General features: G+C 61.6%; 11 protein-coding genes. 1 reads left to right on the top strand and 10 read right to left on the bottom strand.

Going from position 1 to position 12999, the window contains the following annotated elements:
* Nucleotides 1-103: 103 nt before the first annotated feature.
* The 3 genes from BHC62_RS24000 to BHC62_RS24010 are packed head-to-tail and all read right to left on the bottom strand — an operon-like array spanning nucleotide 104 to nucleotide 5321.
* Nucleotides 104-3154, bottom strand: coding sequence for an efflux RND transporter permease subunit (locus tag BHC62_RS24000; protein ID WP_029299540.1), 3051 nt, complete (start codon nucleotides 3152-3154; stop codon nucleotides 104-106).
* Entirely contained in the window at nucleotides 3151-4221 is a 1071-nt protein-coding gene (locus BHC62_RS24005; RefSeq protein WP_070996398.1) for an efflux RND transporter periplasmic adaptor subunit, read from the bottom strand. Before BHC62_RS24005 ends, BHC62_RS24000 begins: the two co-directional genes overlap by 4 nt.
* Entirely contained in the window at nucleotides 4218-5321 is a 1104-nt protein-coding gene (locus tag BHC62_RS24010; RefSeq protein ID WP_070996399.1) for an efflux RND transporter periplasmic adaptor subunit, read from the bottom strand. The genes BHC62_RS24005 and BHC62_RS24010 overlap by 4 nt, the downstream gene beginning before the upstream one ends.
* A 164-nt stretch (nucleotides 5322-5485) precedes the next feature.
* On the opposite strand from BHC62_RS24010, the gene BHC62_RS24015 reads away from it, so the two are divergent.
* The gene (locus tag BHC62_RS24015) at nucleotides 5486-6646 is read left to right on the top strand and encodes an AAA family ATPase (protein ID WP_070996400.1); all 1161 of its coding nucleotides are present in this window, start codon (nucleotides 5486-5488) and stop codon (nucleotides 6644-6646) included.
* Between the two features lie 109 nt (nucleotides 6647-6755).
* Here the strand turns inward: BHC62_RS24015 and BHC62_RS24020 are convergent, their stop codons facing one another.
* The 7 genes from BHC62_RS24020 to BHC62_RS24050 all read right to left on the bottom strand — a co-directional run bounded on the left by BHC62_RS24020 (nucleotide 6756) and on the right by BHC62_RS24050 (nucleotide 12759).
* The gene (locus BHC62_RS24020; RefSeq protein WP_029299533.1) at nucleotides 6756-7622 is read right to left on the bottom strand and encodes a transporter substrate-binding domain-containing protein; all 867 of its coding nucleotides are present in this window, start codon (nucleotides 7620-7622) and stop codon (nucleotides 6756-6758) included.
* A complete protein-coding gene (locus BHC62_RS24025) occupies nucleotides 7619-8395 on the bottom strand; it encodes an amino acid ABC transporter ATP-binding protein (protein ID WP_029299531.1) in 777 nt (258 codons plus the stop codon). Before BHC62_RS24025 ends, BHC62_RS24020 begins: the two co-directional genes overlap by 4 nt.
* Complete coding sequence (locus tag BHC62_RS24030; protein WP_029299529.1) at nucleotides 8392-9051, bottom strand: amino acid ABC transporter permease; 660 nt, start codon at nucleotides 9049-9051, stop codon at nucleotides 8392-8394. Before BHC62_RS24030 ends, BHC62_RS24025 begins: the two co-directional genes overlap by 4 nt.
* On the bottom strand, nucleotides 9032-9697 hold the full coding sequence (locus BHC62_RS24035; protein WP_029299527.1) for an amino acid ABC transporter permease: 666 nt from the start codon (nucleotides 9695-9697) through the stop codon (nucleotides 9032-9034). The genes BHC62_RS24030 and BHC62_RS24035 overlap by 20 nt, the downstream gene beginning before the upstream one ends.
* Nucleotides 9698-10268: 571 nt before the next feature.
* Nucleotides 10269-11051, bottom strand: coding sequence for a MetQ/NlpA family ABC transporter substrate-binding protein (locus tag BHC62_RS24040; protein WP_029299526.1), 783 nt, complete (start codon nucleotides 11049-11051; stop codon nucleotides 10269-10271).
* Between the two features lie 149 nt (nucleotides 11052-11200).
* Nucleotides 11201-12127, bottom strand: coding sequence for a sigma 54-interacting transcriptional regulator (locus BHC62_RS24045; RefSeq protein ID WP_070996401.1), 927 nt, complete (start codon nucleotides 12125-12127; stop codon nucleotides 11201-11203).
* A 50-nt stretch (nucleotides 12128-12177) separates the two neighbouring features.
* Nucleotides 12178-12759 (bottom strand): alpha/beta hydrolase, encoded by a 582-nt coding sequence (locus BHC62_RS24050; RefSeq protein ID WP_029299524.1) that lies wholly within the window; start codon nucleotides 12757-12759, stop codon nucleotides 12178-12180.
* Nucleotides 12760-12999 lie beyond the last annotated feature (240 nt).

The raw sequence follows: 12999 nt of genomic DNA on the forward strand, positions 1-12999 counted from the left end.
ACCTCCTGACCATGCGTATTAACCTGTAAACCATGTCCCCGGTTAGAAATGTAAACGATGTCCCCGGTTTGTACCGGGACAAGCCCCCTCGCCACAGTTTGAGTTACGGCGCGGTCTTGGGCTCGCGGATTTTGTACCAGGCCACATACAGCGCCGGCAAAAACAGCAACGTCAGCAAGGTCGCGATGATGATGCCGCCGATCATCGCGTAAGCCATCGGCCCCCAGAACACCTCCCGCGCGATGGGGATCATGCCCAGGCTGGCCGCCGCCGCCGTCAGCAGGATCGGCCGACGCCGGTGTTCGGTGGCTTGCACCACCGCGTCCCACGGCGTGTAGCCATCACGCTCATAGGCGTCGATCTGGGTCACCAGGATCACCGAGTTGCGGATGATGATGCCGATCAGCGCCAGGATCCCCAGGATCGCCACAAAGCCCATGGGCGTGCCGGTGGGAATCAGCGCCAGCACCACGCCGATCAAGCCCAGCGGGGCCACACTGGCCACCAGGAACATTTTCTGCACGCTGTGCAACTGGATCATCAGGAAGGTCGCCATCAAGAACAGCATCAACGGCACCACGCTGGCAATCGGGCCCTGGGCCTTGCCGCTTTCTTCCACGGTACCGCCGGTTGCGACCTTGTAGCCCACCGGCAACGCGGCGCTGAACTTGTCGATTTCAGGCTTGAGCTGCTTGACCAGGTCGGTCGGCTGCATCTCGTCGCGCACGGCGGCCTTGATGGTGATGGTTGGCTTGCGATCGCGCCGCCACACCAGCGGCTGCTCCAACTCGTAGCGCACGGTGGCAAAGGCCAACAGCGGGATCGAGGTACCGCTCGGCGTGACAATCTGCAGGTTCTGCAAGGTTTCCGGGGTACCGCGTTCGGCGTCTTCGGCGCGGCCGACCACGTTGATCAAGTAGATATCGTCGTGCACCTGGGTCACGGCCGAGCCGCTGACCACGCTGTTCATCAACTGCGCCACATCTTCGGACGACAGCCCGAGCTGGCGCGCCTTGTCCTGGGCGATATCGACCCGCAGCACTTTGCCCGGCTCGTTCCAGTCGTAGATGATCTCGCCCAGGTGGCTGTTTTTATCCAGCAGTGTCGCCAGTTCGATGGCGTGTTTGCGCACCTGGTCGATGTCCTTGCCCGATACCCGGTACTGGATCGGGCGCCCGACCGGCGGGCCCATTTCCAGGGGTTGGACAAAACTGCCGACGCCCACGAAGTCATCACGCAAACGTTTTTGCAGGCGCTCGATCAACGCGCCGCGCTCTTCCAGGCCTTTGCTGACGATCACCAACTGCGCGTAGTACGGGTTCTCCAGTTGCTGGTCCAGGGGCAGGTAGAAACGGATCGCACCCTGGCCGATGTAGGTGCTCCAGCGTGCGATGTCCGGGTCGTCCTTGATGATCGCTTCAAGCCGGTCCACCGCCTTGCGGGTTTCATTGATCGAGGCATTTTGCGGCAGGTTGAGGTCGACGAGGATTTCCGGGCGATCGGACGACGGGAAAAACTGGTTCTGCACAAACTGCATGGAAAACACCGACGCCACGAACAGCAGCACCGTGAGGCCGATCGCCCACCAGCGATTGCGCATGGCCCACAACATGCCGCCATTGAAGGCCCGGCCAATGCGCCCCGGCTCTTCATTGTGCGGTTTGACCTTGCTGCTGAGGATATGCACGCCAATCACCGGCGCAAACAACACGGCCACCACCCACGACACCAGCATCGCCACCGCAATCACCGCAAACAGGGTGAAGGTGTATTCGCCGGCCGAGCTGGCGTTGAGGCCAATAGGCACAAACCCGGCCACGGTCACCAGGGTGCCGGTGAGCATCGGGAACGCGGTGGAGGTGTAGGCGTAGGTCGCAGCCTGCTCCAGGGTCTCGCCTTTTTCCAGGCGGGTGATCATCATTTCCACGGTGATCATCGCGTCGTCTACCAGCAAACCAAGGGCGATGATCAACGCGCCCAGTGACACCCGCTGCATGGTGATGCCGCTGTACTCCATAAACACAAACACCAGCGCCAGCACCAGCGGGATCGAGCATGCCACCACCAACCCGGCACGCAGGCCGAGGCTGATAAAGCTCACCACCAGCACGATGATCACCGCTTCGAACAGCGCACTGGTGAAGCCGCCGACCGCTTCCTCCACCACCTCTGCCTGGTCCGACACCTTGTGCACGCCAATGCCCACCGGCAGGTCGGCCGTCAGCTCGTCCATGCGCTGGTGCAGCGCCTTGCCAAATTCCTGGATGTTGCCGCCCTTCTGCATGGCGATGGCCAGGCCGATGGCTTGCTGACCGTTGAAACGAAACATCGGCCGCGCCGGATCCACATAGCCACGGCTGATATCAGCGATATCCGCCAACCGATAGAAACGATCATTGAGCCGCAGATTGACGTCGGCCAGATCCTTTTCCGAGGCGAATTGCCCCGAGGTACGCACCGAAATCCGCTCCGGCCCGGCCTCGATCACCCCGGCCGGGGTCACCGCGTTCTGCGATTGCAGGCTCTGCACCACCTGGCGCTGGTCGATCCCCAGGGCGGCCAGTTTGCGCGTGGAAAAATTCAGGTAAATCACTTCGTCCTGCTGGCCGATCATCTCGACCTTGCCCAACCCCGGCACAGCCCGGATCTCGGCGCGCACCTGCTCGACGTAATCGCGCAACTGGCGCATCGACATGCCGTCGGCGGTAAAGGCATACACCGAGCCAAACACGTCACCGAACTCGTCGTTGAACGACGGCCCCTGCAACCCCTGGGGGAAGGTGCCGCGGATGTCGTCGATCTTCTTGCGCACCTGGTACCAGATCTCGGGGATCGCCTTGGCGCTGGTGGTGTCCTTGAGGAACACGAAAACCGTGGACTCACCGGGCCGGGTGTAGCTTTTCACATAGTCCAGCGAGTCCAGTTCTTCGAGCTTTTTCTCGATGCGGTCGGTGACCTGCTTGAGGGTTTCTTCCTGGGTCGCGCCCGGCCAGCGGGTCTGGATCACCATGGTCTTGATGGTGAAGGACGGATCTTCCTCGCGCCCCAGGTTCATGTAAGAAAACACGCCCATCAGCAGCGCGACGAACATCAGGTACCAGACGAAGGACTGATGCTTGAGTGCCCAGTCGGATAAGTTGAAGCTCCCTTTCATCGCGGGCTGTCCTCGTCGGTTTTGACTTTTTGTCCGGGTTTGAGGCTGTTGACGCCGGCGCTGACCACACGCTCCCCAGGCTGCACTCCGCCGTTAAGCACGACACGGCTGGCATCGCGGCTGACCAGGGTTACATCACGGGGCTGCACGCTCTGCTGCTGCGTATCGATGACCCAGATACGGGACTTGCCTTCGACATCCTGCACCGCGCTGGCGGGCAACTCGATACGCGGGGCGATGGCCGAGCTCAGGGTCACGCTGATCGCCGTGCCCAAGCGGAACGCCGGCGGCGTCTGGGCCAGGGTCAGGCGTGCGCGCCGGGTGCGGGTTGCACTCTGCGCCTGGGGCTCGATCTCGCGCACGGTGGCGGTGGTGTTGATGCCGGGGTCCAACTGGCTGGCCACCAAAAACACCACATCGCTCGGCAAGCGCTCGGCGAGGCCGGCGGGCAGGTCGATCACCGCTTCCTTGATATCCGGACGGGCCAGCGTCACCACTTGCTGACCGGCACTCACTACTTGGCCGGCCTCGGCATTCCAAGCGGTGACGATGCCGCCATGGTCGGTGCGCAACTCGGCGTAGTTGAGCTGATCCCTGGCCTGGTCCACCGCCGCCTTGGCCTGGTCGAGTGAGGCCTGGGTGGTTTTCAGGTCGGTCTGGGCAACGTCCAGTTGTGCCTGGGCGCCGACACCACGGTTGAACAATTCCTGCTGGCGACGGGCATTGGCCTGGGCATTGATAAATTGCGCCTGGATCCGCGCCAGGTCGCCCTGGGCGGCGCGCAGCTGGTTCTGCTGGTCAGTGGGGTCGAGCACCGCCAGCAGGGCGCCCTTGTCGACTTCGGCGCCCACATCTACCGCACGCCGCGCAATGCGCCCCGGCACCCGGAAGCCCAGGTTGCTTTCATAGCGCGCCTGGATACTGCCGGCGAAGCGCCCAAGGTGCTCCTGGTCTTCGGCTTTTACCTCGACCCAAAGCACCGGGCGCACCGGTTCCGGCGCCGGTTCTTCCTTGGAACAGGCGATCAGCAACAGGCTGCTGGCGAGGATCAGCGTCAGGCGTTTCATGGCTGCACTCCCTGGGCCTGGGCCTGGTCCGGCGCCTGGGCGATCTCCACGAGCATGCCCGGATGCAGCAATTGCCCACCGGCCACCACGACGTTTTCGCCGCCCTTGAGGCCATCGCCGATAATCACCTTACCGGTCAGGTAGCGGGCGACGGTGACCTTGTGCAGTTGCGCCTTGCCGTCGCCATCCACCAGCCACACAGCGGGCTCGCTTAGATCCTTGGTCAACGCGGCCCAAGGCAGCTCGATGCTGGCCTTGGCTTGCCCGTTGGCGGTGGCACTGACCACCGAGCCCAGTTGCATGCCCGTGGGCAAGGCATCCAGGGCGATCTTCACCTGCACGGTGCCGCTGTTGGCCGCAACGGCCGGGGTCACTTCACGCACCCGGCCCACGGCCTTGATGCTCGGGTTATCCAACAGGCTGACGGTGATCGGTACATCCGGCGCAGGTTCGGCCAGCAGCGACTCGTAGACGTTGAACACCGCGTCGCGCTCGCCATCGCGGGCCAGGCTGAAGATCGGTACGGTGGCCTGCACCACCTGGCCCACTTCGGCCTGGCGCGCGGTAATCACCCCCGGCGCTTCGGCGATCAACGCCGTATAGCCCAACTGCTCGCGGGCATTGGCCAACTGCGCCTGCGCGGCAGCCAGGGCGCTTTGACTGCTGCGCAATGCAGCCTGGGCGGCATCGTATTCACTGCGGCTGGTGTAGCCCTTGGGCAGGAGTTTTTCCTGGCGCACAAAAGCCGCCGCCGTCTGTTTGACCCGTGCCTGTTCCGCCACCACCTGGGCCTGGGCGGAATCGACATTGGTCTGCAAATCCTTGGGATCGAGCTTGGCCAGCACTTGCCGGGCCGTCACGCGGTCGCCGACATCGACCATGCGCTGGATAATCTTGCCGCCCACGCGAAATGACAAATCGGTCTGCACCCGCGCCTGGATATCCCCGGTGAGGGTCACCGCCGCTGCAAAATCGGTCGGCTGCACCGTTTGCACAAACACCCTGGAATGGGCCTTGGGCTCAGGTTTTTCCTGGCCGCAGCCGCTCAGCAGCACCAGCAGGGCAACGCTACAAATAACTGTTGAGGTGGGACCGCCCATGCAGACTCCTTTCGCGTGATACCGACGTGCCAGTGTGTATGCGACTGTGAGCTTAGTTCAGGGTTCCACCTTCGCCTATGGGAATTGCGCGGCGTCGCCTGATCGCCGGCAAGCCGGCTCCCACAGGGTAAGATGGCAGTCCATGCCGGCCGGGAACGCCCCTGATGCTGAAAACCTTAGCGGTGGCCAATTACCGCTCGATCAATAAATTGGTGGTACCGCTGGATCGGCTGAACCTGATCACCGGCCCCAATGGCAGCGGCAAATCCAACCTGTACCGCGCCTTGCGCCTATTGGCAGAAACCGCCCAGGGCGGCGTGATCAATGCGCTGGCCCGCGAAGGTGGCCTGGACTCGACGTTCTGGGCCGGCCCCGAAAGCATCAGCAGACGCATGCTCAATGGTGAAGTCGCGGTGCAAGCCAGTGTGCCCCACGGTGCCAAGCGGTTGCGCCTGGGATTTGCCGGGGACGATTTCAGCTACGCGATCTCCCTGGGTTTGCCAGAGCTCAGTACGTCATGTTTTTCCCTCGACCCCGAGATCAAGAAAGAATGCATCTGGGCCGGCCATGTCTACCGTCCCGCAAGCCTGCTGGTGCAGCGCTCCGGGCCGATGGTCCGTGCCCGAGACGGGCGGGCCTGGGATGTGCTGGCCCAGCACACGCCCAACTACCACAGCCTGTTCGATCAGGTCGGCAGCCTGCGCGGCTCGCCGGAGGTGCTGATGCTGCGTGAAAGCATTCGCGGCTGGCGCTTCTATGATCACTTTCGCAGCGACGCCAATGCACCGGTACGCCAGCCGCAGTTGGGCACCCGTACACCGGTCCTGCATCACGACGGCCATGATCTGGCGGCAGCGTTGCAGACCATCCGCGAAATCGGCGATCCCCAAGCATTGCAACAGGCGGTGAGTGATGCGTTTCCTGGCGCGCGCTTGCATATCGCGCCCTTGCAGGGTGGGCGTTTCGCCATTGAGTTCTATCAGGAAGGATTGCTGCGCCCACTGTCAGCGGCGGAGCTCTCGGACGGCACCTTGCGCTACCTGCTGCTGATCGCCGCGCTGCTGACGCCACGCCCGCCAACGATGATGGTGCTCAACGAGCCGGAAACCAGCCTGCACCCGGATCTGCTGCCAGCCTTGGCACGCTTGATCATCCAGGCATCCAAGCAATGCCAGGTGTGGGTGGTGTCCCATGCCAGCCGCTTGATCGCGGCGCTGCAGCAGGATGAGGGGTGCAATTCGATTGTGCTGGAGAAGGTGATGGGACAGACACAGATTGTGGGGCAGCGGGTGTTGGATGAGCCGGCTTGGCATTGGCCTCAGTAGGCGGCGCCTGTACTGCCGCCATCGCGGGCAAGCCCGCTCCCACATTGGGAATGCATTCTCCTGTGGGAGCGGGCTTGCCCGCGATAGCGGTGGAGCATTCAGTACAGGATCAACCCTGCCACTTACCCCCCTCAACAATCACACTCTCAGGCTTGGTGTCATCGCTCAGTTCTTTACGCACGTACTGGTCATACAGCTTGAGCAAGAACTTCTCTTCACCCAACTTCGCCAACTCGGCATTCACCCAGTCGCGCAGTTCGATATTGCCCTTCTTCACCGCCGGCGCAATCGGCGCTTCATCACCCAGCTTCTCTTCAAGCACACGGTAGCCCGGGTTCTGCTTGGCCCAGCTGAACAGCACCAGGTTGTCTTGCGCATAGGCATCGCCACGCCCAGCCGACAGGGCTTGCAGCGACTCGGAGTTTTTCTCGAACTTGAGCAGTTTCCAATCCGGGTGATTCTTGGTCAGCCAGATATCAGCCGTGGTGCCAGTGGTGACGATGGTGGTGCGGGTCGCCAGGTCGTCGAGGCTTTTGACCACGCTGTCGTTAGGCACCAGGGCCTGGACCGCGACTTTCAGGTTGGGGTTGGTGAATTCCACCGCTTCCTTGCGCTCGGGGGTCACGGTCATGTTGGCCAGGATCAGGTCGACCTTGTCGCTCTGCAGGAACGGGATGCGGCTGGCCGGCTCCACGGCCACGAACTCGACCTTGTTTTCGTCGCCCAGCAGGTCCTTGGCAAACTGGCGGCCGATGTCGGTATCAAAACCCACGTAGCGCCCGGCTTCATCGACAAAGCCAAACGGCGGCTTATCGGTAAATACGCCGACGATCAGCTTGTCGCGGGCCTTGATCTTGTCGATATAGCTCACCGCCGCCGGCGCGGCAGCCGCGGGTTTGGCCGGTTCTTCGGTTTTGTTGCAGCCGGCCAGTAAGGCGAGGCCGAGCAGCGGCAGTAACAACTTGGCAGTTTTCATGACAGCTCCAGTTCCTTGATTTTCTTGGGCAGTGTTGAAACAAACGAGAATTTCTCGAGGAACTGCTGCGCGCGTGCGGTCTGCGGGTTCGTAAAGAAGGCCTCGGGGGTGTTGTGTTCGAGGATGCGGCCGGCCTCCATAAACACCACGCGGTCGGCGACGGCGCGGGCGAAGGCCATTTCATGGGTGACGATCAGCAGGGTCATGCCATCGCGCGCCAGGTCCTGGATCACCTCCAGCACTTCCTTGACCATTTCCGGGTCAAGGGCGGCGGTGACCTCATCAAACAGCATGACCTGGGGGTTCATGCACAACGAGCGGACGATGGCGATGCGTTGCTGCTGACCACCGGACAACTGGCGCGGAAACGCATCGCGCTTGTCGGCGAGCCCCACCCGCTCCAGCAGTTTTTCGGCCTGATGACGGGCCTCGCGGGGTTCGCGTTTTTGCACTTTCAGCGGGCCCAGCAGGATGTTGTCGAGCACGCTCATATGGGGGAACAGGTGATAACTCTGGAACACCATGCCCACGTCCTGGCGCACCTGGCGCCAGTCGGTGTGTTTATCCAGCAGCTCTTTGCCGGCCAGCCGCAGGCTGCCGCTGTGGGCCACTTCCAGGCCGTTCAGGCACCGCAGCAAAGTGCTTTTACCGCAGCCACTGGGGCCGAGGATTACCACCACTTCGCCGCTTTGCACACTCAGGTCGATGCCGTTGAGCACCTGCTGTTCGCCGAAGAATTTATTGAAACCCTGGAACTCGATCAATGCGCTCATGCTTGGGCCCAGCGCCGTTCCAGCACCTTGGAGGCGGCCGACAACGGGTAGCAGATAAAGAAGAAAAACAGGAACAGCGCGCCGTAGATCAATACCGACTCATAAGTGCGCTCGATGATTTGCTGGCCGACCTTGATCACATCCACCACGCCGATCAGCACCGCCAGGGAGCTGGTCTTGATGATCCGCGTGTAGACGTTGATGGTCGGCGGCGTCATGCGTTTGAGCGCCTGGGGCAACAGCACATAGCCGTAGAGTTGCGGCGCCGACAAACCAATCGACAGCCCCGCCTCCCGCTGCCCACGTGGCAGCGAATGCAACGCGCCGCGCACCACTTCGCCCACTTCACTGGCGCCCCACAGCGACAGCACCAGCACTGCACACCAGAAACTGGGGATGCTCAGGCCGGTAAAAATCGGCAGGCCAAAGAACAGCAGATACAGCCACACCAGCACCGGAATCGCGCGGAACAACTCCAGGTAAATGCGCAGCAGCAGGTTGATCGCACGCACATTCAACGTGCGCAGCACCCCATACGCCACCCCGCCAAGGGTGCTGAAGGCGATGCTCAAAAACGAAATCGACAGGGTTTGCGCAGCGCCCTTGCCCAGTTGCGGCAACGACACCCACAACAACTCAAGACCCGAACTGGCCATGCTGGAGCCTCCTTTCCAGGCGGCTGAGCAACAGCGACAGCGGCAAGAACAACAACACGCAGATCAGCGTGAGCACGGCGAGCATCTCGTAAGTCTTGTAGTAGAGGGCGATGTAGCTTTTGGTGGTGTAGAGAATCTCCGGCACCGCCACCGCCGAGACCACAGTGGTCTCCTTGAGCAGGAAAATGAAATTGGCGAACAGCGCCGGCAGGCTGAGGATCCCGGCCTGGGGCAGGATCACATGGCGCAGCAGTTGCCAGTCGGACAGGCCGATGGACTTGCCCGACTCGATCTGCGCCAGCGGCACCGCCTCCACACCGGCGCGCAGCACTTCGGTGAGGTAGGCACCGCCCAAAAAGGTCATGGTGATAATCGCCGCCCAGAACCCGGAGATATTGAAACCCAGGGCCGGCAAGGCGAAGTACACGAAGAACAGCTGGATCAGCAGCGGCGTGTTACGCGCCAGCTCCACATACAACGCCACCAGGCGCGACAGGTAGGGCGTGCGGAACACCAGCAAGGCTGAGTTGATCAGCGCCACCAGCAGCGAGGTGCCGATGGCGATCAAGCCCACTTGCAGAGTCACCCCAACGGCCTTGAGAAACGCCGGCAGGGTGCTGAGGATAAACGCGTAGTCAAAAGTCATTTCAAGTCCTGGGCGCCGCAGGGGTAATGCGGCGTAAACGCAGTCCGGTCCAGCGTGGGTAACGCCGGGAAGCGCTGACTTTAAAGGTATAAAAACCAAAATTTAAATACCGAAATAGCATATTGATATCACCCAAAAAGCTAACCGGTGGATTCGCCGGGTTGGCAGGTGACAGCTAAGGTTCTTGGGCGTGTAGGAAGGGTCTTTTTTTCAGCGCTGAACGACAGGGATGGGCAGCGCGTGGCCAGACTGAGGGCCATTTAACCAGCGAGGGAATGACAGATGAGCGAAACCAAACCGATCGACCCGCAGGACTTGGTGAAGTGGTTGGTGGCGTTGCGCCGGGCGATCAACAGCCGGGATTAACAGGCATGACACCCACCCATGTGGGAGCGGGCTTGTGTGGGAGCCGGGCTTGCCCGCGATAGCATCACCTCTGTGTCAATGACACACCGAGGTGCCTGCATCGCGGGCAAGCCCAGCTCCCACAATTTTGGCCATCATTGCCCAATAAAAAACGCCGACGCTGTATCAGCCGTCGGCGTTCAAACCTTGAAGGGGGTTTGGGCAATCAGAACGCTGGGACCACCGCGCCGCTGTATTTCTTCTCGATGAAGGCTTTGACTTCCGGGCTGGTCAGGGCCTTGGACAGTTTCTGGATCGCGACGCTGTCCTTGTTGTCTGGACGGGCCACCAGGAAGTTCACGTACGGCGAATCGGACGATTCAATGATCAGCGCATCCTTGGCCGGGTTCAGGCCGGCTTCCAGGGCGTAGTTGGTGTTGATCAAGTCCAGGTCAACCTGGTCGAGGACGCGGGGCAGCAGGGCCGATTCCAGTTCCTTGAACTTCAGGTTCTTCGGGTTGCTGGCGATGTCTTTTGGCGTGGCCAGGGCATTGGTCGGATCTTTGAGAGTGATCACACCGGCCTTCTGCAGCAGCAACAGGGCGCGGCCGCTGTTGGAGCCTTCGTTGGGAATGGCAACAGTGGCGCCATCTTTCAGGTCTTCGATTTTCTTGATCTTTTTCGAGTAGCCGCCAAACGGTTCAACGTGCACGCCAACGACGGTGACCAGGTTTGTGCCTTTACCCTTGTTGAAGTTTTCCAGGTACGGCAGGGTCTGGAAGTAGTTGGCATCCAGGCGCTTCTCGGCCACTTGCACGTTCGGTTGCACGTAGTCGGTGAAGACCTTGATTTCCAGGTCCACGCCTTCTTTGGCCAGGGTCGGCTTGATCAGCTCAAGGATCTCGGCGTGGGGCACTGGAGTGGCCGCGACCACCAGCTTTTCGTTGGCTTGAGCGATACCGGCAGTCAGGGCAGCCGCCAGGGCGGTGAACAACAGAACCTTTTTCATGCAGTGTCCTTAATCGAAAATCCGGGGCGTCGGTGACGACCACTTCTTATGGGGGTGCCAGCGATGTGCTATCGCGGCGTGGGATGGACAATACCGATATTTTTTATTCCCGAACAATACCTTTTATTCACTTTGATATTCCATTTTGCTCATACAGAGCCCAACCCCCCAAACAGACGCGTCAACGCTGCGCGCTCGATTTCGCTGCCGTTGCTCAGGATCTGTCGCACCTGATGCTCAATCTGCGCCACCGACACCACCGGCAGGTTCAAATGCTCCGGCAAGATCTCATCGCCGCTGCTGACCAGCAGCGCAAAGTGGATCACGTTCTCCAGCTCGCGGGTATTGCCCGGCCAACTGTGCTGCTCCAGCACCCGCTGCGCGTCCTCGCTGATCAATGGCACCGGCAGGTCCAGGCGCTGGCTGTAGATACCCAGGAAGTACTCGGCCAACGACAGGATGTCACCCACCCGCTCGCGCAGGGCCGGCAGTTCCAGTTGGCCTTCGCTGAGGTAATGGAACAGGCGCTCATTGAACTTGCCCACGGCCACGGCCTGGGCCAGGTCGATGCTGGTAGCGGCGACCAGGCGCACGTCCACCGGGCTCGGCTGATGGGCGCCGACACGGGTGACTTCGTGGTTTTCCAGGGCGGCGAGCAGCTTGACCTGGATCGGCAACGGCAGGTCGCCGATCTCATCGAGGTACAAGGTGCCGCCGTTGGCCGAGCCGAACCAGCCAGCCCGGCTGCTGGCCGCGCCGCTGTGGCTGCCGGCTGCATAGCCGAACAATTCAGCATCGGCATAGGTCGGGCTGATGGCGCCGCAGTTGACCGACACAAACAGGCCGCTGCGGTCACTGCCGCGATGGATATGGCGCGCCAGCAATTCCTTGCCGCTGCCGGTTTCGCCGCGAATCAACACGGGCAAGGCTCGCGGGGCCAGGCTTTCGAGGTCTTCGCGCAGCTGTCTTGAACGGGGGTCGACAAACACCAGTGCCTTGGCGCGGATGCTCAGGGGGCTTTTCTCGGCGTCGGGGAAGGTCAGCAGTGGCTGGCCAAAGGTTTCATGCAGGCTCATGGCAGGCTCCCGCCCCAATTCCACTTAAGGGACGGGGCGTTGAAAAGGTATTAGGCGCGGCGCCGGGAGTGATGCTCCAGACGGTTTTGCAGGCGATAGAGATAGGCGAAACCCTGCTCCCAACGCTGGTGGCCGGACTTCACGTTGATATGCCCGGCCCCCGCGAGAATCCCGGCTTCAGCCCCCCAGTTACGCGCCAGTTCCAGGGCGCGAGGGGCACTGACGGCGCTGTCGTTGTCGGAGCTGACGATCTGGCTGGGGAACGGCAACAGGTCGCGGGGGATCGGCGCAAAGTTGCGCAAGGCAGGCGCACACGCCGGGCGCTCGACATCCGCCGGGGCCACCAGCAACGCACCGCGCACCTGACGCAAGAACTGCAACGGCGCGCTGGCCGCCCAGTGCGCCACGGTGATGCAACCCAGGCTATGGGCGATAAGGATCACCGGAGTGCTGTCGGCCGCAATGGCTTCGGCCAAGGCCGCCACCCAGTCTTCACGGCGCGGGGTCAGCCAGTCGGCCTGCTCCACGCGAGCGCTGTTGGGCAGGCTGTTCTGCCAATGGGTTTGCCAATGATCTTCTGGCGATCCTTGCCAGCCCGGCACGATCAGGTAACGGATCAACTCGCTGTGCATGGGTGTGCCCTCCTGCAGCGTTTAACGTTGCTGACCAGTATAGGGACGGGGCATATATTCGTTAAGGAATAAGAAGCTATTTGTTAATAACCAAAAACACAGCCCCATCAATCAAATAATGTGGGAGCGGGCTTGCCCGCGATGGCGGTGGTTCAGGCAATGCACGGGCAGCTGACACACCGTCATCGCAGGCAAGCCAGCTCCCACATTTATTTTGTGGTGTATCCAACCGACAAGCCC

This window comes from Pseudomonas sp. 06C 126, from assembly GCF_001855215.1.
Classification (GTDB): Bacteria; Pseudomonadota; Gammaproteobacteria; order Pseudomonadales; family Pseudomonadaceae; genus Aquipseudomonas; species Aquipseudomonas proteolytica.